Here is an 18,535-nt window from a genome sequence, read left to right as displayed (position 1 = left end):
CGCCTATATAGGGGGCCCGCCGTCCCTCATGGCCAGCCCGGGCTGTCACGGGGCGCGCGCCGCACGTCTTACGAGGAGTTTCCGGTCCATGGCGTCCCTTCGCGACATCCGCAAGCGCATCCGCACGGTGAAGAACACGCGGCAGATCACCAAGGCCATGAAGATGGTCTCCGCCGCGAAGCTCCGGAAGGCGCAGGACGCCATCCTCGCCGCCCGCCCGTACGCGCAGACGCTGGAGCAGATCATCTCCGAGCTGGCCGTGCGCTCCGCCGACCAGGAGCTGGCGCACCCGCTGCTCGCCTCCCGCCCCATCCGCCGCGTGGAGCTCCTGCTCCTCACGTCCGACCGCGGCCTCGCCGGCGGCTTCAACTCCAACGTCATCCGCCGCGCCAACCGCTACCTGTACGAGAACAGCGACCTCCAGGTGCGCGTCTCCACGGTGGGCCGCAAGGGCAACGACTTCTTCCGCAACCGCGGCCAGTCCATCCGCAAGGACTTCGCCGGCCTGTACGCGACGCTGAACTACCGCTCCGCCGCCAACGTCGCGGAAGAGCTGGCCGCCGCCTTCCTCAACGACGAGGTCGACGCGGTCTACGTCGTCTACAACGAGTTCGTCTCCGCCATCACCCAGAACGTGGTCGTGTCGCAGCTGCTGCCGCTGCAGCCCGCCACGGCGAAGGCCGCCGCCACGCCCACCCCGGAGAGCGTGACCTCCGCCCCGGCCCTGGTGGACTTCAAGTACGAGCCGTCCCGCCAGGCCGTGCTGGACCGGCTGGTGCCCCAGGCGGTGAACATCAAGCTGTACCGGGCGCTGCTGGAGAGCGTGGCCAGCGAGCAGGGCGCGCGCATGAGCGCCATGGAGAACGCCACCAACAACGCCACGGACATGATCTCCAGCTACACCCTGATCTACAACCGCACCCGCCAGGCGGTCATCACCAAGGAACTCATGGAGATCGTCTCCGGCGCCGAGGCCCTCAAGTAGTCCGCCTCCCGTCCGGCCGCCTCTCCAGAAGGGCCCGTTGCTTCGCGCTTCCACGAGCGCCGGAGGCACGGGCCCTTCGTCGTTCCTGGCCCCCCCACCGGGCAGGCGTCGCAGAAGGGCACCTCAAGGGACTGGCGTACGGGACACCGCTCCGCTAAGCGGGACTTACGTGCGCGGACCCGGGAGGCTTGACCCTGCCGGGCACCCCCCGGTAAAGGGGGCCCGCCCACACCCCTCTTCGGGGTTCGATTTCCTGACGGGCGGCGGCGCCCCGGCCGCTCGCCACACGAGACAAGGCAGAGGAGTCCCATGAGCGCTCAAGTCCCGACGACTGGCAAGATCACGCAGGTTCTCGGCCCCGTGGTCGACGTGGAGTTCCCGCCCGGCGGGCTCCCTGAGGTGTACGCCGCCCTCAAGCTGACCAACCCCAACCTGGGCGCGGAGAAGGACAACCTCACCATCGAGGTGGCGCAGCACCTGGGCGAGAACACCGTGCGCTGCATCGCCATGGACTCCACCGAGGGCCTGGGCCGTGGCATGCCGGTGCGCAGCACGGGCGCCCCCATCCAGGTGCCGGTGGGCAAGGCCACCCTGGGCCGCATCATGAACGTCACCGGCGACCCGGTGGACGAAATGGGCCCGGTGAACGCCACCGAGTACTGGCCCATCCACCGCGCGCCCCCTCCGTTCACGGAGCAGGACGTGCGCGTGCAGATGTTCGAGACCGGCATCAAGGTCATCGACCTGCTCGCCCCCTACACCCGTGGCGGCAAGATCGGCCTGTTCGGCGGCGCCGGCGTGGGCAAGACGGTGCTCCTGCAGGAGCTCATCCGCAACGTGGCCGTGGAGCGCGGCGGCTTCTCCGTGTTCGCCGGCGTCGGTGAGCGCACCCGCGAAGGCAACGACCTGTACCACGAGATGCAGGAGACCAAGGTCATCCAGACCGACAACCTGGAGAAGAGCCAGGCGGTCCTCGTGTACGGCCAGATGAACGAGCCGCCCGGCGCCCGCGCCCGCGTGGCCCTCTCCGCGCTGACCATGGCGGAGTACTTCCGCGACGTGGAGGGCCGTGACGTGCTCCTCTTCGTGGACAACATCTTCCGCTTCACCCAGGCCGGCTCGGAAGTGTCCGCCCTCCTGGGCCGCATCCCCAGCGCGGTGGGTTACCAGCCCACGCTCGCCACGGAGATGGGCGGCCTGCAGGAGCGCATCACCTCCACCACCAAGGGCTCCATCACCTCCGTGCAGGCCATCTACGTGCCCGCGGACGACCTGACGGACCCGGCCCCCGCGACCGCGTTCGCCCACCTGGACGCGACCACGGTGCTCAACCGCTCCATCGCGGAGCTCGCCATCTTCCCCGCCGTGGACCCGCTGGACTCCACCAGCCGCATCCTGTCCGCGGACGTGCTGGGCGCCGAGCACTACGCCGTGGCCCGCCGCATCCAGGGCATCCTGCAGCGTTACAAGGAGCTCCAGGACATCATCGCCATCCTCGGCATGGACGAGCTCTCCGAAGAGGACAAGCTGTCCGTGGCGCGCGCCCGCAAGATCCAGCGCTTCCTGTCCCAGCCGTTCTTCGTGGCCAAGGTCTTCACGGGCCTGGACGGCCGCTACGTGGCGCTGAAGGACACCATCCGCAGCTTCAAGGAGATCGCGGAAGGCAAGCACGACGAGCTCCCGGAGTCCGCCTTCTACATGGTGGGCGCCATCGAAGAGGCTCAGGAGAAGGCCCGCAAGCTGGCGGCGGCGTAAGACTCCCATGCGCCTGACCGTCGCGCTCGCCCTGCTCGTCTGTGGTGCCGCGCCTTCCGCCCTGGCGGAGGAGCGCGGCAGCCGGGCACGGGTGAGCGCGAATGGCCTCTACAGCGTCCGCTCGGTGGACGTGGGCGTGGGGAAGTGCCGGCTGGAGGTGCTCAAGGAGAGCGGGCCCCACTGGTCGGCGGACGTGTGCGTGGGGACGGTGGATGACCTCTACTTCGCGTCCAACGACGGGGAGAAGGTCTGGGTGGTGTACCCGCTGGTGGAGAAGGGCAAGCCGCTCCCCAGCAAGGGCAAGAAGAAGGCGAAGGGCCAGAGCCTGGCGTGGGCGCGGGTGATGGTGGCCGCCCAGTTCGACCGCACGGGGCAGAAGCTCCAGGAGCGGCGGCTGACGGAGCTGATGACGACGAAGCAGCTGTCGGAAGTGCGGCAGCTGGCCCACCACCTCAAGTGGCTGGAGGGCACGCTGGGCATTCCGGGCAGGGGCCCGCGCCTGACGGACGCCGGGGTGGTGGAGTTCGAGCCGGTGGGCGTGAAGACCCAGCGGCTGACTTTCTGATGCGGTAGTGCGGTAGCACGAGGACCTTCATGGCCAAGCTGACTGTCGAGATCGTCACCCCCGAGAAGCGCATCCTGTCCGTGCAGGCCGACGAGGCCATCGTGCCGGGCGGAGAGGGCCTGTTCGGCGTGCGTCCCGGCCACACGCCGTTCCTGTCGCTGGTGGAGCCGGGCACGCTCACCCTCATCGAGGCGGGGAAGCAGGACCGCTACTTCGTGGCCGGCGGCTTCGTGGAGGTGAGCAACGACAAGGTGCTGGTGCTGGCGGACGCCGCCGAGCACGTCAACGGCATCGACGTCGCGGGTGCCCGCCGCCGCATGGAAGAGGCCCAGGCGCGCCTCAAGGACCTGAACGCCGCGGACGCGCGCTACGCGCTGGAGCAGGCCGCGGTGCGCCGCGAGGCCGCGCGCATCAGCGCCTCCGAGTCCCGCTAGGGATTCACCCGCGCGCCCCTTCCCGGGCGCGCGTGCGGTACCGGAAGGGTGGTGCTCCGAATCCCCGCGGACGTGGGGACCGGCGCTCCACCCTTTTCGCGTTCCGGGGCTCGGACGAAGCATGATGCGGCTCAAGTCATGAGCACGCCCGAGTCGCCCGTCCTGGAGCTGTTCCACCGCATCGCGGATCCGCCGTCCGCCACCGCGCGCCGCTTCGTCACGGACCACGCGCTGGAGGACCGCGTGCGCTTCCGCAACCTCACCTACGAAGAGGTGGAGAAGGACTGGCGCGAGCGCGGCGGCCACACGTCCCCCGCGCTGTGGGACGGCTCACGGCTGCACCAGGGCGCGGAGGCCGTGGTGGCGCGGCTGATGGCGGTGGTGAACCTGGGCCGTGACGACGCGTGATCCGCGCGTGCATCGCGTGGACGAAGTGAAGTCGTGCGCGTCAAGGTGAACACCTGAGCCCGTGGGCAGCGCACGCGCACGAGGCCACCCGTGCGTCCCTTTCGGTCCATGCGCAGCATTCGAAGTTGGACATGCACGCGTGCTCGCGCGTTTCAACAGGCCCGCCTGCTTGCTGAAACGCAGCGGGATGCGATAGCTACCGCGCCCCCGGTTGCGCCGTGGTTGCGGCGGAGGAGGCGGACAGTGGCGACGCGCGTGGTGCAATCCAGCGGGACCTTTCTTGTCCAGCGCTCCACCGCAGCCACTCCGTGCACGTCAAGGCCCCATGATCGATCCGCCATCGCGTCGCGCACCATCGCAGCGTTCATCTCGGTGCTCGTCCTTGGCTGAGGCTCGGGTAATCTCTGCTCCTCCGATGCCGCTGACTCCCGCAGACCGCCAGGACCGTTTTCATGCGGCATTCCTGGGGCTCGCCATCGGGGATGCGCTCGGCTTTCCGCTGAGGGGCATCCCCCCGGCGAGCCTGGCGCGGCTGCCCGGCCTGGCGGAGGACTTCGCGCCCCGGCCGCGCGGCAAGTTCGCCAAGGGCCAGTTCAGCGACGACACGCAGCTCTTGCTCGCGGCCGCGGAGAGCGTCATCCGCGAGGGCAAGGTGGACGGCCGCAGCGCGGCGCTGCACCTGGCGTGGCTGTGGCAGGAGGGCATCATCCTCCAGCCGCCGCGCAGCCTGTCGGAATCGCTGCAGCGCCTTGCGAGCGGCACGCCGTGGATGAGCGCGGGCGCGCCCCTGGGCACCCGGTGCCCGTCGGTGCTCAGCCGCGCGCTGGTGGTGGGCCTCTTCGAAAGCGGTCAGCGCGCGCGTCTGCCGCACGACGCGGGCGTGCTCACCGTCATCACGCACAAGGACCCGGTCTGCGCCGCCGCCGCCGCCGCGTTCGCGCAGGCCGTGGCGCTGGGCATGGAGCAGGAGGCCCTCACGCCCGCGGCCTTCTGCGAGGCCCTGGCGCTGTCCGCCGCCGTGCACGACAAGAACCTGGCGGAGGAGATCCGCCACCTGCCGCGCCTGCTCACCTGGGACACCCAGCGCGCGCTCAACCAGCTGCGCAAGGTGGGCGTGCCCCCCAGCGAGCTGAAGGGCGTGGACGGCCTGCCGTGTCACGTGGTGCCGGTGCTGCTCACGTCGCTGTACGCGACGCTGAAGGTGCCGCACGACTTCCGGGAGGCCGTGGTCCTCACGCTGCGCTGTGGCGGCGAAGCGGACGTGGCCGCGGCCCTCACCGGCGCCCTGCTGGGCGCGCACCTGGGCACCCGCGCCATCCCGGCCCGCCTGCGCAAGCAGGTGCTGTACGCGGAGAACCTGCTGGACACCGCGGACCGCCTGTTCCGGGCCCGCCAGGTGCGCGAGACGCTGGCCACGGCCATCGCGCATCAGAAGAGCCGCCGCTAGTCGCCTGGCCCCCGGCCGACCCCGTCGGCCCCGCCCGGGAGGGTGGGGGCACCAGGCAGGCAGCCGGACGTGAATGGGGTGTGCGGCGGGACTTCTCCCACACACCCTTCCTGACCACCTTGAGGGACAGACCGGGGCAGCCGGGACGCCAGGCAGGCGTTCGGCGGTGGTGCCCTGGAAGTCATCCTGTCGGAGGCACGGTCGTGGACCTCGAATCAGAACGCCTGGAGCGCAGCCAGCTGGAGACGCTCTCCACCCCCGAACTCATCCGGCACGCGCTGTCGGAGACCCGCCTGTTGGTGAAGGCGGAGGTGATGCACGCCAAGAAGGAGCTGAAGCAGGAGCTGCAGGCGGCCAAGCTGGCGGGCATCTTCCTGGGCGCCGGAGCCGTGCTGGCCCTCACGTCGCTGGCCGTGCTCTTCGTCGCGCTGGGCCTGGCGCTGCCCCTGGGGGCCGCCGTGGGCGTGCTCATCGTGGGCGCGGTGCTGCTGGCCGTGGCCGGCCTCCTCCTGTTCCTGGGCACGAAGCGGATCCCCAAGAAGCCGCTGGTCCACACCCAGGAGCGCTTGAAGACGGACCTTCAAATGACCCGGGAGACGCTGCAATGAGCCAGGCACCCGAGACCGAAGCGCACGTCGACCATGCCATCACCAGGCGCATGGGCGACCGCGAGCAGGTGGAGCAGACCGCGGACCGCATCCGCGACGAGCTGCTGCTCACCCTGGAGGAGCTGGACCGCCGGCGCACCCGCGCCACGGACGTGCGCTACCACGTCAACCAGAACAAGGACCTGCTCATCACCGTGGGCGCGGCCGCCCTGGTGGCGGTGGGCCTGGGCGTGGGCCTGGCCATCTACCGCGCCCGCCACCACGACGAGCGCGTGCGCCGCATGCGCCGCAAGGCCCTGGAGCGCGCCTGGGCCCACCCGGACCGCGTGGCCACCAGCATCGAGGACAAGCCGCTGGGCGCGGAGCTGGGCCGCAAGGTGGTGATGATCTTCGCCACCTCGCTCGCCACCGCCGTGGCCCGCAACTCCATCCAGACCCTGGTGCCCTCGCGGGCCATCGCCAAGGTGCCTGCGGACAAAGATAAGAAATCCTGAATGCGCAAAATGCGCGCATAAAGCAGACTGATGTCCATGACGGACCTGCTCTATGCGCGCGCGCAGATGGGGCTCTCGCTCGCGTTCCACATCGTGTTCGCGGCGGCCGGCGTGGCGTTGCCGGTGTTGATGGTGTTGAGCGACCTGAAGCACCGGCGCACGGGGGACGCGGACTACCGGAAGCTCAGCGAGAAGCTGGCCAAGGGCACCGCCATCCTGTTCGCGGTGGGCGCGGTGAGCGGGACGGTGCTCTCGTTCGAACTGGGCCTGCTGTGGCCGGAGTTCATGGGCCGCTATGGCGAAGTGATTGGCCTGCCCTTCAGCCTGGAGGGCGTGGCCTTCTTCACCGAGGCCATCTTCCTGGGCATCTACCTGTACGGCCGCGAGCGCGTGTCGCCGGGCCTGCACCTCTTCAGCGGCGTGATGGTGGCGGTGAGCGGCGCGGCGAGCGCGTTCTTCGTCACGCTGGTGAACACGTTCATGAACAACCCGTCCGGCTTCACGCCCACGCCGTCGGGGCCCACGGACGTGCAGCCGCTGGTGGCCATGTTCAGCCCCGGCTGGCAGTACCAGACGGCGCACGTGCTGCTGTCCTGCTATCAGGCCAGCGCGTTCGCGATGGCGGGCATCCACGCCTTCATCCTGCTGAGGCATCCGGGCGCCGCGTTCCACAAGAAGGCGCTGTCCATCGCGCTGCCGCTTGCGTGCATCACCGCGCTCGCGCAGCCGCTGGTGGGGGGCCTGTCCGCGAAGCACGTGGCGCGCGAGCAGCCCGTGAAGCTGGCCGCGATGGAGGCGCACTTCCACACGGAGTCGGGCGCGCCCCTGAAGGTGGGGGGATGGCCGGACGTGGAGACGGGCACCGTAGCGGGCGCCATCGACCTGCCGAAGGGGCTCTCCATCCTGGCGTTCGCGGATCCCAACGCGGAGGTGAAGGGCCTGAACGAGTTCCCCCGCGACGTCTGGCCGCCGGTGGCCAAGGTGCACATGGCCTTCCAGGTGATGGTGGGTACGGGCAGCCTGATGGCGCTGCTCGCGCTGGCCACGCTGTGGCGCAGGTGGCGGGGCCGCGAGTGGCCGCACGGCAGGGGCATGATGCGCGCCTGGCTCTGGTCGGGGCCGCTGGGGCTGGTGGCGCTGGAGGCGGGGTGGCTCGTCACGGAGTGGGGCCGGCAGCCCTGGATCGTCCGGGACGTGATGCGCACGGGCGAGGCGGTGACGCCGGTGCCGCACCTGGCCGCGCCGTTCTTCACCTTCACGGCGGTGTACCTGTTCCTCGGGGTGACGGTGCTCTTCGTGCTCTGGCGGCAGGTGGCGGGCACGCTGCCCGGGTCCAAGACGCCCGGCGCGCCCGCGGATGGCGAGGTGTCCCATGCCCATTGAGACGACGGTGCTGGGGTTCGCGGTGGCGGGTACGCTCGTGCTGTACGCGCTCCTGGGCGGGGCGGACTTCGGCGGCGGGGTGTGGGACCTGCTGGCCCGAGGGCCTCGCAAGGCGGAGCAGCGCGCGCTCATCGCCCGCGCCATCGGACCGGTGTGGGAGGTGAACCACGTCTGGCTCATCGTGGGGCTGGTGCTGCTCTTCAGCGGCTTCCCGCGCGCCTTCGCGGCGCTGAGCGTGGCGCTGCACGTGCCCCTGACGCTGCTGGTGCTGGGCATCGTGTTCCGGGGCACGGCGTTCACCTTCCGCGCCTACGACACGCGCGGGGACGCGGTGGAGCGCCGCTGGGGCGTGGTGTTCAGCGTCGCGAGCGTGGTGGCGCCGCTGCTGCTGGGCATGTGCGTGGGCGCGGTGGCCAGCGACGCCATCCGCATGCAGGGGCACGCGGTGGTGAGTGGCTTCTTCGCGTCGTGGCTGTCGCCCTTCGCGCTGTCCGTGGGCGTGCTGACGCTGGGCCTGTTCGCGTTCCTGGCGGCCGTGTACCTCACGCATGAAGCGCCGACGCCGGAGCTGGCGGAGGACTTCCGGCGCCGGGCGCTGGTGACGGGCGGGCTCCTGTTCCCGCTGGCCCTGGCCGCCCTGCTGCTGTCGCGCGAGGGCGCACCCCGGGTGTGGACGGTCCTGCTACAGACGCCGTTCGCGCTGGCACTGCATGTGGGGACCGCGGTGGCGGCGGTGACGGCGTTCGCGCTCCTGTGGACGCGGCGCTTCCGGGCCGCGCGGGTGGCGGCGGCCACGCAGGGCGGGCTCATCGTGCTGGGGTGGGCGGTGTCGCAGGCGCCTTACCTCGTCTACCCGAACCTGACGCTCCAGAGCGCCGCGGCGCAGCCGGTGGTGCAGCGGCTGCTCCTGGTGGCGCTCGGAGTGGGCCTGGTGACGGTGGTGCCGTCGCTGGTGCTGCTGTTCCGAGTCTTCGGTCCCCGGGGCCAGGAGCCCCATGCTCCCCATGCTCCCCAGGCTCCGGAAACGCCTACGACTTGAGCACGGGGAACAGCGGCGGGTGCACGACGCGGGGCTTCTCGTCGCCTCGCGCCACCAGCACGCGGGCCCCTTCGAGCAGGTCCTCCGAGTCCAGGGCCTCCACCACGGTGCGCGCGGCGCTGTCAGGGTCCATCACGCGGCAGTGCACGCGCATGACGCCCTCTTCCGTCTCGCCGCCCTCCACCTCGCCGTTGCCCGTCCAGCCGAGCGCGTCCGTGAGCAACTCCTCCACGGCGCTGCGCTGCTCGAAGTCGTGGCCGGTGCCCTTGCCCTGCACGGCGTATTCGACGAGCAGCACGGCCATGGCGTCCGGCTCGGGCTCGTCGTAGCCGGCGTCCACCAGGGATTCGGCCTCTTGGGCGATGACCATGTCGGGGTCCTCGTCCGGGGGGACGGGAACGGTCTTCTGCTCGCCTCCATCACCGACGGTGCCCCAGTGCACCGTGACGACACCCTCGTGCTCCCAGGCTTCCCAGTAGCGGAGGGTGTCGCCGTCCTTCATGTAGAGCTTCAGCAATGCGTTGGCCTCATTCGCGCGGACTCCATACCGCAACCGGGTTCAGTAGGCACGGCCCTGGCCTCCGTCCACGGGGACGGTGGAGCCCGTCACCCACTTCGCCCGCTCCGAGCAGAGGAAGGCGACCACGTCCGCCACCTCCTCGGGCGTGCCGAAGCGGCCCCAGGGAATCTGCTCGCGCACCATCTTGGCCACCGCCTCCGGGTCGTGCTGATTGCGCCGGTCCCAGCTGCCGCCGGGGAAGAAGATGGAGCCCGGGGCCACGGCGTTGACGCGGACGCGGTGGGACGCCAGGTCCACGGCCATCTCCTTGGTGAGCGCGATGAGGCCCGCCTTGGCAGCGCTGTAGGGCGCGCTGGTGGCGTACTCGCGGCCGAAGATGGAGCTGATGTGCACGATGCTGCCGCCGCCGCACTGGCGCATCAGCGGCACCGCGCGCTGGCTGCACCACACGGCGGACATCAGGTTGCGCTGGATGACGTCGTTCCACTGCTGGGTGCTGGCCGCGTCGAAGGCGCCCGCGCCGCCGCTGCCGCCCACGTTGTTCACCAGGATGTCCATTGAACCGAAGGCGCGCACCGCGGAGTCCACCGCCAGGTACGCGCCCTCCTGCGTGGCCACGTCCGTGACCACCGTCGCCACCTGGGCGCCCTCGGAGCGCAGCTCCTTCGCGAGGACCTCCAGCGGCTCCGGATTGCGCGCGCACACGCACACCCTGGCGCCTTCGCGCGACAGCACCATGGCGATGGCCCGCCCGATGCCCCGGCTGCTGCCGGTGACGAGCGCCGTCTTTCCCGTGATTCCCAGTTCCATGCCGTCCCTTCTACCGCCGGGCAGGGCCGGGTGGGGGACGGGATTCACCGGGGCGTTCAAAGCCGTTCGAAGATGTCCAGGCGCCAGGTGCCCTCCATCTCGCCGCGCAGATGGCGCAGGCGCCTGGGGGGGAGCCGGCGGAAGGAGTCGTGGACCTCGTGGCCGCTGCAGCGCATGTCGCGCGTCTGGCCGGTCCAGTGCACGAGGACCAGGTGCCCGCCGGGCTCCAGGTGCTCCAGGATGCGCTGCTGCGCGAGGGCCAGCTCCGGGAGGCTCCAGTAGGCGCCGCGCCCGGATACGAGGGTGAGGTCGAAGGTCTGCTCGGGGTAGCGCTCCGGCACGTTCATCCGCTGGAAGCGCACGTGCGACAGGTGGCGGCAGCGGTGGATGGCGCGGGCCTGGGCGGAGTCGGAGGTCTCCAGGGAGAGCAGGGCGTCACAGCGCGCCTGGAGCTTCTCCGTGAGCAGGCCGATGGCGCCGCCAATCTCCAGGGCGGAGCGGTAGCGCGCGCGGGGAAGCGAGGCCAGGGTGACGTCATCGCGGCTGCGCACGCAGCCGTGCGCGGCGAAGGGCCACGGGTCTTCGGCTTCTTGAGTCGGGAGGGGAGGGGCCAGCAGGAAGGCAGGTGAAGATTTCATCGAGAGGGGTCCTGGAGGATGTCGAATCCTCACGATGGGACCCACTCAAGCCCTCCACATCCCGTGCGCCCGGGGCCATGAAGGTGTCGACCCTGGGGCAGTCCGAGCGTCGGGAGGTGATCAGCCGCCGTGCCAGTAGTCTGGCTGACAGGACCACGGGAGTTCCTTGCCCCGCCGGTCGCAGTGAAAGCCGTCGGCGCAGGGATTGGGGCCATTCGGGTCACAGGCCTGGAGGCAGTGAAAGCCATCGCAGACCTGGCCTTCGCCGCACGTCGGATTCGTGGCGGAGCAGCGATGGATGCACTCCGCCCAGACCTTGCCCGGGAACTCCGAGCTCGAGAACACTCGGCATTTGCGGCCATCGGGACAGGGGGTGTCCAGGCAGTTCGGACCATGGATGGATGCGCAGATGGAGGTGCCCTCCTCGAACGGGACACAGCGTTCCCCCTGAGGGCAGCCGCGCTTCTCACAGGTGGGGAGACACGAGGGCTTCGGCTTCACGTCCGCGCAGAAGAATCCCTCCGAACACGTCCCGGGTTGGCCGGGGGTGCAGGCACGAGCACAGTAGCCATCCCTCCCCACGCACTCGAACTCCGCCCTGCATGCGGAGGTCGCATCGAAAGCGGTCTCCAAGCAGGGCTCTCCCTCCTGGCGAATGCCCACGAGCGCGCAGAGCCTGACCAGGACTTCGCCCGCACTGGAGACCGGCAGGCTCGTGCATCGTTGCCCTTCGGGGCACTGGCTGTCGGTCGTGCAGGCGCTGTCCGTGCAATAGCGCCGGAAGCGGACGTCGCGGTAACAGACGAGAGGGGCCTCACAGTCGGTCTGCTTCAAGCAGGTGTAGTGGTAGGTCACCCGCCGCATCCGCTCGTCGTAGGTCAGCATGGGGACCAGTCCCTCCGGTTCCTGCATGGGTGTCGCACTCGCTTCCCGCACCTGCTGGAGGACGAAGAGTGCGGGGGCCAGGAGGACGAGGCAGGCCACCAGGCTCATGGACACGTGCCAGGGCCGCGTCATGGTCCACCACACAGCTCGATGCACTCTTCGCTCGGCTCGGTGTCACGGGGACAGAGGCGCTGGTAGTCGCGCGAGGTGCAGCTCGAGTCCGGTATCTGCTCCAACGCGTCCTTGTGCGCCGCCCGGTCCAGCTTGCCGCCCGGGCGGTGCACCTCCGGGCATGCCGCCAGCCCGCCCAGGACGCACAGCCACAGCCCCACCGCGTGTGCTCGGCCCATGACGGTCCAGGCTAGCCGTGGCCTGGAACCGTCAGGCATTGCCCTGGCGGGCAATGATTTGTCAGCCAGCCTGGAAGCGGGCCTCCGCCGGACGCGCTCCGCCCGAGCGCTTCACGCCGTGGTCGCCGTTCGCGGACAGGTGCTGCAGCAGCTTGAACACCGTCTCCACTTCATCCGCGGCGCCGATGTCCTGCGCCAGCTGATCCGCGGACCGCGCCTCCGCCTTCGCCGCCTTCAGCTTCGAGAGCAGCTTGCCCTGCAGCTCCAGCACGCGCCCCGCGGCCTTCTTGCCCGCCTCCACGCCCGGCTGGTGATAGGCATTGATGTTCACCAGGCTCGCGTAGAGGCCCACCGCGCGCTCGTACAGGGCAATCAGCGCTCCCACGGTGCGCGCGCTCACGTCCGGCACGGTGAGCGTCATCGACTCGCGGCCCTTCTCGAACAGCGCCCGGCGCGTGCCCAGCAGGAACCCCAGCAGGTAGTCGCCGCTGGTGTTCTCACCCTCCACCGCCAGGGACTTGCCGTCCCGGTCCTTCAGCACCTCCACGAAGGTGACGAAGAAGTTGTTCACGCCCTCGCGCAGCTGCTGCACGTAGGCGTGTTGGTCCGTGGAGCCCTTGTTGCCGTAGACGGCGATGCCCTGGTTCACGACCTTGCCGTCCAGCGACAGCTCCTTGCCCAGGGACTCCATCACCAGCTGCTGGAGGTACTTGGACATCAGCATCAGCCGGTCCTTGTACGGCAGGATGACCATGTCCTTCTGGCCCTTGCCGCCACCCGCGTGGAACCACATCAGCGCGAGCAGCGCCGCCGGGTTCGCCGCCGCGTCATGCACGCGCGTCGCCGCGTCCATGTCCTTCGCGCCCGCGAGGAAGCCGTCCACGTCCAGCCCCTGCAACCAGGCTGGCAGGAGCCCCACCGCCGACATCACCGACGTGCGCCCGCCAACCCAGTCCCACATGGGGAAGGTGCGCAGCCACTTGTGGCCCTTGGCGTAGGTATCCAACTCGCTGCCATCGCCCGTCACCGCCACCGCGTGCGCGCCGAAGTCCAGGCCGCGCTGCTTGTAGGCGGCCTCCGCCTCCAGCATGCCGTTGCGCGTCTCCTTGGTGCCGCCGGACTTGCTGATGACCACGGTGAGCGTCTCCGCCAGCCGCTCGCCCAGGCCGTTGAGCACCCGGTCCATCCCGTCCGGGTCCGTGTTGTCCAGGAAGTGCACCTGCATGGCGTCCCGGCCGCTGCCCAGCGCGTCCGCCACCAGCTGCGGACCCAGCGCCGAACCGCCGATGCCGACAATCAGCACCTGCGTGAACTTCGCCGCCTTCACGGGCTTCACCTTGCCCGCGTGCACGTCCTTCGCGAACGCGGCCACCTGGGCCTGCATGTCCGTGATGGCCGTCTTCAGCTCCGCCTCCGGCGCCAGCTCCGGGGCGCGCAGCCAGTAGTGGCCCACGCGGCGCTTCTCATCCGGATTGGCGACGGCGCCCTTCTCCAGCGCGTCCATGGCCTGGAACGCCGCGTCCATGCGCGAGCGCATCCCGTCCAGGAAGTCCGCGCCGAAGTTCATGCGGGAGATGTCCAGCGTGAGCCCCACGGAGGGGACGACGCACAGGTGCCGCTGGTACCGCTCCCACAACTCGCGCTCCGTCATGACCCGACTCCCTTGCAAGGGGCGCCGACCTCATGCGCGGCGCCCGCCAGAACCGTCGCGGCGCACCGTAGCAAGGCCCGCACGGCGCGGACGCAACGATGTCGCGGCCCGCGTTGCCTGGACGTCGCTTCCACCCCCCAAGCTGTCCTCTACCCGGAAGGGCGCGGGCCCTACGGTGCCGAGGGCGCGGCTTCCACGGGCGGGGACTCCGACGGCGGCAGCGCCCCCTTGGGCTTCCAGGCCGGGTTGCGGAAGATGTAGCCCAGCCGCTGGCTCAACGGTCCCGGGCGGGCCGCGTCCCTCGCGATGGCGGCGAACTCGTTGAACGCGATGCGCACCGGGTTGTGCGTGGTGAGGTTCTTCGTCAGCCCGTAGATGGGGCGCTCGGTCTCCGGGACGAACGTGCCGAAGAGGCGGTCCCAGATGATGAGGATGCCCGCGTAGTTCACGTCGATGTAGGCCGCGTTGGAGGCGTGGTGCGCGCGGTGGTGCGACGGCGTGTTGAACAGCCACTCCACGGGGCGCGGCAGCCGGTCGATGGCCTCCGTGTGGATCCAGTACTGGTACAGCAGGCTCACGGCCTGCTGCGTGACGATCATCTCCGGGGAGAAGCCCAGCAGTGCCAGCGGTACCCAGAACACCCAGCCCGTCATCGGCGTCCACGTCTGCCGCAGCGCCGTGGACAGGTTGTAGTGCTGGCTGGAGTGGTGCACCACGTGCGACGCCCAGAAGAGGCGGCTCTCGTGGTGGACGCGGTGGAAGGCGTAGTAGCAGAGGTCTTCCAGGAAGAAGAGCAGCACCCACGCCACCAGCCCGTGGCCCATGCGCAGCGGCGTCAGGTGGTAGAGCGCCGCGTAGCCCGCGAACGCCACGCCCTTCCAGAACACGCTCACCGCCACGTTGCCCAGGCCCATGGAGAGACTGGCGAACGTGTCCTTCCACGTGTGGCCCTTGATGCTCTCGCCGCGCTCCTGCCGCAGCTTGCGCACCCAGAGGGCCTCGGCGATGACGGTGATGACGAACACCGGGATGGCCGGGGTGATGAGGTCGGGGATGTGCGTCATGTCCATGGCTGCTGACCTCCTGCGAATCAATCCTTGGGTGCGAACGCGACGCGCATGAAGCGCGCCAGCGTGTCCAACATGCGGCGGTGCGCGGGGTCCTCCGGGCGGGCCGCGCCGCCCACCGCGGCGCCCTGCACCGCGTCCAGCGCCAGCTCCACCACACCGTCGAAGTCCGGGTGCGTGGCGGCCACATCCGGGAACAGCTCGCGCGCCACGCGGTGCATGTTCTGGCGGTGCGGACCGTCCACCACCGCCAGCGCCTTCTGCAGCTCCGGGCTGGTGCGCGCCGCGACGTACAGCTCGATGGCGGCCTGCAACTCCGGTCGCTGGTAGGCGGTCCACAGCATGTCCACCGCCGCCCCCACCCGGTCCTTTCCGGACGGACGCGCTCCCACGCCCGCGAGGAAGTCCTGGATGAGGCGGGGGAAGAGGTGCTCCACCGCCACCGCGAGCAGCTCCTCCTTCGTTTCGAAGTGCGTGAAGAGCGCCCCTTGCGACACCCCCGCCCGCTTCGCCACCTCCACCGTCGTCAGCCGCGCATAGCCCTGCTCCACCAGCGCCTCGATGGTGGCGTCCAGCAGCTTGCGGCGCGTCGACTCGCGGCGCTCCGCCTGCGTGCGGCGCACCGGTGCCGAGGCCTTCCTGGGGGCGGACTTCGGGGGCATACCGGGAGGATAACCGTTCACTTAAAAAGTGACCAGTCACTTTGTTGGGGCTGTCCGCGAGCCGACGGGTGATCGCGGGACAGGGGCCTTCCAAAGCCTGCCCGTGGGGCGTTCGAGCAGGCGGGCGTCTGTCTTTACATCTGGACAGGTGTCAGGGATTGGAGCGTCACGGGTAGAGAGGCACAACGCCTGCCAACTGAGCAGGCAGGGAGACAGGCGCTCCTGTGCTTTCGAGACATTTCCCCTCTGGAGTGTGGTCAAGGGTCGCCCCCTTGGGACGGAGCGGGGCGCGGCTCGGCTGCTAGTGATCCGTTCGGGACTGAGCGAAAATCCCGAGGAAATAGCGCAAGCCCTTGTGCCGGTTGTCCGCCCGCCCCGATATGACCATTACCGCTCTTCTCGTCGGCTCCCTCCTCGCTTCGGCTCCTGCCCTCCCTCCCGCCGCCAAGGCGGCCGCGAACATGCCTGAGGTAGGCGTGCCCTTCGCGTGTGGTCGCATCTATACGGTGAGCCAGGGCCATGAGACTGGCAGTCACCAGCACAACGACACGTTCGCGTGGGACTTCCGCATGCCGGAAGGCACTCCCATCGTGGCGTCGCACGACGGCGTCGTGCGCATGGCGCGGGGTGACAGCAAGCAGGGCGGGTGCGGCGAGCAGTTCGCGCCGCTGGCCAACTACGTCGTCATCTCGCACGGCGACGGGCTGGAGACGCAGTACCTGCACTTCAGCGCCGTGGTGGTGAAGGTCGGTGAGCGCGTGAAGGAGGGCCAGCTCATCGGCTTCTCCGGCGCGACGGGCTGGGCGTGCGGCGCGCACCTGCACTTCAAGGTCGCCAAGGAGCAGGGCGCCGGGTGGAACAACCCCTCCGTGCCCGCGCGCATCGCGGGCTTTGGCGATCCGGTGCGTGAGACGCTGGTGTCGGCGCCGCTGTGCAAGGACTCCGCGCAGCCGATGATGGCCTCCAACGGCGGCGTCCACCTGCCCGGCCAGGCCGTCATGTCCATGTCACCCGACAGCGCGAATCCGCTCCAGGATGCGTCGCGCGGCCTGCCGCCCGGTGCCAAGGCCATCATCGACGGCCTCTCCCAGCCTCCTGCCCAGGGCGGCGAGGGCCTCGACAAAACGCCCCCGGCCCGCTCTCCCCGCATGGCGAGCGGCTCCGACGAGACTCGCTGACGCGAGCAGCGCTCCGGCGCCCGCGAGCAACCCGAAGAAGGCCCCCGCGTTGAGGAAGTACTCCAACGGCAACAGGGGGCCTTCGACGTATCCGCGCACCACGCGGTACCCCACGTGCCCCAGCAGCGCCAGCAGGGGCAGGTTGATGAGCGGCAACACCAGCCACCGGGCCGTGCGCCACCAGCGGGCCACGGCCTCCGCGACGGCGGTGGAGGCCGTGTAGCGCCAGGCGCCCGCGCGGGCCACGCGCAGCTCCGCCAGCATCACCTCCACGTCCGGCACGCCCAGGCGCTCCGCCTCCAGGCCCTGCGTGCGCGCCACGCTGCGCGCCTCCGCCAGGGCGGTGCGCGCGGCGGACTCCGCGAGGAAGTCGTCCTCGAAGGGCTCCACCACGGCCACCTCCGCGGCGCGGGCGCGGGTGCGGTCCCTGACCGCGTCCACCACCGTGGAGGCCGCCGCCACCGCGAGCCCCGCGGGCAGGCTGCGTCGCGCGACGAGCGCACCCACGCCCATGCCGGACGCCCCCCACAATGACAGCCGCAGCCCCCACGCGGCGGGGCCCCAGAAGCGTCCCGCGGCCTGACGGCGCACCTCCGACGCCAGGTGTCCGTGGGCCAGGGACAGCCGCGCGTCGAAGTCCGTCTGGAGCGACTCCGCCGCGCGCGCGAGCCCCGCGTCCAGCGCGGTGCGTGTCTTCGCGAGCAGTGCGTCCGTGTCGTTGAGCGCCGTCTGGACGGTGGAGGCGAACTCCTCCAGCGCGCCCAGGGCGTTGGTGTGGCGCACGCGCGCGGCGACGGCCTGGGTGGCCAGCCCCCGCAGGTGGAAGAGGAGCGGGCCGAACTCCCCGGAGACGTCCTGACCGTCCTTCGCGGCGCGCGCGCTGATGGCGAAGACGGGGACGTCCTCCGCGGCCAGCCCGTAGTGCTGCGTGGCCACGCGGCGGACCTGGGACTTCAGCGCGTCGCGGGATTCGGCGGAGAGCTCGTCCGCGAAGTTGAGGATGAAGACGAGCGCGCGGCGGCGGGCGAACTCGGCGAGGAACTCCACCTGGGTGGCCTCCGCGACGCTGCCCCGGTGCATGACGACGAGCGCCACGTCCGCCTTGTCCAGCGCGGCGCGCGCGACATCGCGGTGCGCCGTGGCCACGCTGTTGAGGTCCGGCGTGTCGATGAACACCTGCCCGCTCCACAGCCCCTGCGGGCCGGGCGTGTAGCGCACGACGCGCGCGCCGGTGCGGGCCAGCTCGTCCGTGGGCGTGCCCTCCGGCGCGAAGAGGGTGGAGACGGTGCTGGTGGGGCGGTCCACACCTTCACGGGACAGGGACTGGCCGGAGAGGGCGTTGAGCAGGGTGGACTTGCCCGCGCCGGTGGCGCCCACGAGCGCCACGACGAGCGGTGCGTCCTTCCGGGCCACGCCTCGCGCGTAGTCCTCCAGCAGCCGCTCCAGGCGTGGGCCATGTGGCTGGAGCGCGGGAAGCGACAGGGCGTCGGTGAGCAGCGGGCGGAGGGCTTCGGGGTCGGGAAGGCGGGTGTCGTCCACGGAAGGGCCAGCGTGGCGTGGCGCGCGCGTGCTGGCTACCAGGATGAGCGGTGACGGTGCGCCAGCGTGCATTCCCCCGCTGCTCGCGCTCACCGGCCCCTCCCTGGACGGTGGGGG

Annotated in this window: 18 protein-coding genes and 1 pseudogene; 11 read left to right on the top strand and 8 right to left on the bottom strand. The window is 70.5% G+C overall.

The genetic code is table 11. The annotated features are described in order from the left end of the window. Window positions 1-88 precede the first annotated feature (88 nt). The 10 genes from atpG (at window position 89) to D7Y11_RS19130 (ending at window position 9,118) form a co-directional block, all read left to right on the top strand. A complete protein-coding gene (atpG, locus tag D7Y11_RS19175) occupies window positions 89-985 on the top strand; it encodes an ATP synthase F1 subunit gamma (protein ID WP_120574795.1) in 897 nt (298 codons plus the stop codon). A gap of 309 nt (window positions 986-1,294) precedes the next feature. Further along, the gene (gene atpD / locus D7Y11_RS19170; protein WP_120574796.1) at window positions 1,295-2,740 is read left to right on the top strand and encodes a F0F1 ATP synthase subunit beta; all 1,446 of its coding nucleotides are present in this window, start codon (window positions 1,295-1,297) and stop codon (window positions 2,738-2,740) included. A gap of 7 nt (window positions 2,741-2,747) precedes the next feature. Next, window positions 2,748-3,305 carry a hypothetical protein gene (locus D7Y11_RS19165; RefSeq protein WP_126934398.1) on the top strand — a complete coding sequence of 186 codons (558 nt, stop codon included), beginning with the start codon at window positions 2,748-2,750 and terminating at the stop codon, window positions 3,303-3,305. A gap of 29 nt (window positions 3,306-3,334) precedes the next feature. Continuing rightward, window positions 3,335-3,739, top strand: a complete 405-nt coding sequence (locus tag D7Y11_RS19160; protein WP_120560927.1) for a F0F1 ATP synthase subunit epsilon — start codon at window positions 3,335-3,337, stop codon at window positions 3,737-3,739. Window positions 3,740-3,877: 138 nt separating this feature from the next. Next, entirely contained in the window at window positions 3,878-4,147 is a 270-nt protein-coding gene (locus D7Y11_RS19155) for a hypothetical protein (RefSeq protein WP_120574798.1), read from the top strand. 415 nt (window positions 4,148-4,562) lie between these two features. Beyond that, window positions 4,563-5,594, top strand: a complete 1,032-nt coding sequence (locus D7Y11_RS19150) for an ADP-ribosylglycohydrolase family protein (protein ID WP_120574799.1) — start codon at window positions 4,563-4,565, stop codon at window positions 5,592-5,594. A gap of 203 nt (window positions 5,595-5,797) precedes the next feature. Continuing rightward, the gene (locus tag D7Y11_RS19145) at window positions 5,798-6,202 is read left to right on the top strand and encodes a phage holin family protein (protein WP_120574800.1); all 405 of its coding nucleotides are present in this window, start codon (window positions 5,798-5,800) and stop codon (window positions 6,200-6,202) included. Next, window positions 6,199-6,696 carry a hypothetical protein gene (locus tag D7Y11_RS19140; RefSeq protein ID WP_120574801.1) on the top strand — a complete coding sequence of 166 codons (498 nt, stop codon included), beginning with the start codon at window positions 6,199-6,201 and terminating at the stop codon, window positions 6,694-6,696. The genes D7Y11_RS19145 and D7Y11_RS19140 overlap by 4 nt, the downstream gene beginning before the upstream one ends. Before the next feature lie 36 nt (window positions 6,697-6,732). Next, entirely contained in the window at window positions 6,733-8,079 is a 1,347-nt protein-coding gene (locus tag D7Y11_RS19135) for a cytochrome ubiquinol oxidase subunit I (RefSeq protein WP_233607334.1), read from the top strand. Beyond that, on the top strand, window positions 8,069-9,118 hold the full coding sequence (locus D7Y11_RS19130; RefSeq protein WP_126934396.1) for a cytochrome d ubiquinol oxidase subunit II: 1,050 nt from the start codon (window positions 8,069-8,071) through the stop codon (window positions 9,116-9,118). Before D7Y11_RS19135 ends, D7Y11_RS19130 begins: the two co-directional genes overlap by 11 nt. Here the strand turns inward: D7Y11_RS19130 and D7Y11_RS19125 are convergent. The 7 genes from D7Y11_RS19125 to D7Y11_RS19090 form a co-directional block, all read right to left on the bottom strand. After that, the gene (locus D7Y11_RS19125) at window positions 9,108-9,635 is read right to left on the bottom strand and encodes a hypothetical protein (RefSeq protein ID WP_169826432.1); all 528 of its coding nucleotides are present in this window, start codon (window positions 9,633-9,635) and stop codon (window positions 9,108-9,110) included. The two genes, D7Y11_RS19130 and D7Y11_RS19125, sit on opposite strands and share 11 nt — an antisense overlap. 42 nt (window positions 9,636-9,677) lie before the next feature. After that, window positions 9,678-10,448 carry an SDR family NAD(P)-dependent oxidoreductase gene (locus tag D7Y11_RS19120; protein ID WP_120574804.1) on the bottom strand — a complete coding sequence of 257 codons (771 nt, stop codon included), beginning with the start codon at window positions 10,446-10,448 and terminating at the stop codon, window positions 9,678-9,680. A 56-nt stretch (window positions 10,449-10,504) separates the two neighbouring features. Beyond that, window positions 10,505-11,086, bottom strand: a complete 582-nt coding sequence (locus D7Y11_RS19115) for an SAM-dependent methyltransferase (RefSeq protein WP_126934395.1) — start codon at window positions 11,084-11,086, stop codon at window positions 10,505-10,507. A 1,013-nt stretch (window positions 11,087-12,099) separates the two neighbouring features. Beyond that, window positions 12,100-12,321 carry a hypothetical protein gene (locus D7Y11_RS19105; protein ID WP_120574806.1) on the bottom strand — a complete coding sequence of 74 codons (222 nt, stop codon included), beginning with the start codon at window positions 12,319-12,321 and terminating at the stop codon, window positions 12,100-12,102. 61 nt (window positions 12,322-12,382) lie between these two features. Then, window positions 12,383-13,972, bottom strand: coding sequence for a glucose-6-phosphate isomerase (locus D7Y11_RS19100; RefSeq protein ID WP_126934394.1), 1,590 nt, complete (start codon window positions 13,970-13,972; stop codon window positions 12,383-12,385). Between the two features lie 170 nt (window positions 13,973-14,142). Then, the gene (locus tag D7Y11_RS19095) at window positions 14,143-15,042 is read right to left on the bottom strand and encodes a sterol desaturase family protein (RefSeq protein ID WP_120574808.1); all 900 of its coding nucleotides are present in this window, start codon (window positions 15,040-15,042) and stop codon (window positions 14,143-14,145) included. Window positions 15,043-15,062: 20 nt separating this feature from the next. Beyond that, window positions 15,063-15,701 carry a TetR/AcrR family transcriptional regulator gene (locus D7Y11_RS19090; RefSeq protein WP_126934393.1) on the bottom strand — a complete coding sequence of 213 codons (639 nt, stop codon included), beginning with the start codon at window positions 15,699-15,701 and terminating at the stop codon, window positions 15,063-15,065. Window positions 15,702-16,081: 380 nt separating this feature from the next. On the opposite strand from D7Y11_RS19090, the pseudogene D7Y11_RS44990 reads away from it, so the two are divergent. Next, window positions 16,082-16,534 (top strand): annotated as a pseudogene (locus D7Y11_RS44990) (M23 family metallopeptidase); the annotation flags it as partial. Between the two features lie 174 nt (window positions 16,535-16,708). Here D7Y11_RS44990 and D7Y11_RS19080 read toward each other — a convergent pair. Further along, window positions 16,709-18,418, bottom strand: a complete 1,710-nt coding sequence (locus D7Y11_RS19080) for a GTPase (RefSeq protein ID WP_126934392.1) — start codon at window positions 18,416-18,418, stop codon at window positions 16,709-16,711. Window positions 18,419-18,535 lie beyond the last annotated feature (117 nt).

Source organism: Corallococcus sp. AB018 (assembly GCF_003986945.1).
GTDB classification, from domain to species: Bacteria; Myxococcota; Myxococcia; order Myxococcales; family Myxococcaceae; genus Corallococcus; species Corallococcus exiguus.
Note: the sequence above shows the minus strand (reverse complement) of the source record. Positions and strands in the feature narration are given on the sequence as shown.

What these genes read in the sequence shown, in the direction of transcription:
- atpG (WP_120574795.1), top strand. Translation starts at nt 89, where the DNA reads ATGGCGTCCCTTCGCGACATCCGCAAGCGCATCCGCACGGTGAAGAAC.
- D7Y11_RS19160 (WP_120560927.1), top strand. Translation starts at nt 3,335, where the DNA reads ATGGCCAAGCTGACTGTCGAGATCGTCACCCCCGAGAAGCGCATCCTG.
- D7Y11_RS19150 (WP_120574799.1), top strand. Translation starts at nt 4,563, where the DNA reads ATGCCGCTGACTCCCGCAGACCGCCAGGACCGTTTTCATGCGGCATTC.
- D7Y11_RS19090 (WP_126934393.1), bottom strand. Translation starts at nt 15,701, where the DNA reads ATGCCCCCGAAGTCCGCCCCCAGGAAGGCCTCGGCACCGGTGCGCCGC.
- D7Y11_RS19095 (WP_120574808.1), bottom strand. Translation starts at nt 15,042, where the DNA reads ATGGACATGACGCACATCCCCGACCTCATCACCCCGGCCATCCCGGTG.
- D7Y11_RS19155 (WP_120574798.1), top strand. Translation starts at nt 3,878, where the DNA reads ATGAGCACGCCCGAGTCGCCCGTCCTGGAGCTGTTCCACCGCATCGCG.
- atpD (WP_120574796.1), top strand. Translation starts at nt 1,295, where the DNA reads ATGAGCGCTCAAGTCCCGACGACTGGCAAGATCACGCAGGTTCTCGGC.
- D7Y11_RS19130 (WP_126934396.1), top strand. Translation starts at nt 8,069, where the DNA reads ATGCCCATTGAGACGACGGTGCTGGGGTTCGCGGTGGCGGGTACGCTC.
- D7Y11_RS19100 (WP_126934394.1), bottom strand. Translation starts at nt 13,972, where the DNA reads ATGACGGAGCGCGAGTTGTGGGAGCGGTACCAGCGGCACCTGTGCGTC.
- D7Y11_RS19105 (WP_120574806.1), bottom strand. Translation starts at nt 12,321, where the DNA reads ATGGGCCGAGCACACGCGGTGGGGCTGTGGCTGTGCGTCCTGGGCGGG.
- D7Y11_RS19115 (WP_126934395.1), bottom strand. Translation starts at nt 11,086, where the DNA reads ATGAAATCTTCACCTGCCTTCCTGCTGGCCCCTCCCCTCCCGACTCAA.
- D7Y11_RS19120 (WP_120574804.1), bottom strand. Translation starts at nt 10,448, where the DNA reads ATGGAACTGGGAATCACGGGAAAGACGGCGCTCGTCACCGGCAGCAGC.
- D7Y11_RS19140 (WP_120574801.1), top strand. Translation starts at nt 6,199, where the DNA reads ATGAGCCAGGCACCCGAGACCGAAGCGCACGTCGACCATGCCATCACC.
- D7Y11_RS19135 (WP_233607334.1), top strand. Translation starts at nt 6,733, where the DNA reads ATGACGGACCTGCTCTATGCGCGCGCGCAGATGGGGCTCTCGCTCGCG.
- D7Y11_RS19165 (WP_126934398.1), top strand. Translation starts at nt 2,748, where the DNA reads ATGCGCCTGACCGTCGCGCTCGCCCTGCTCGTCTGTGGTGCCGCGCCT.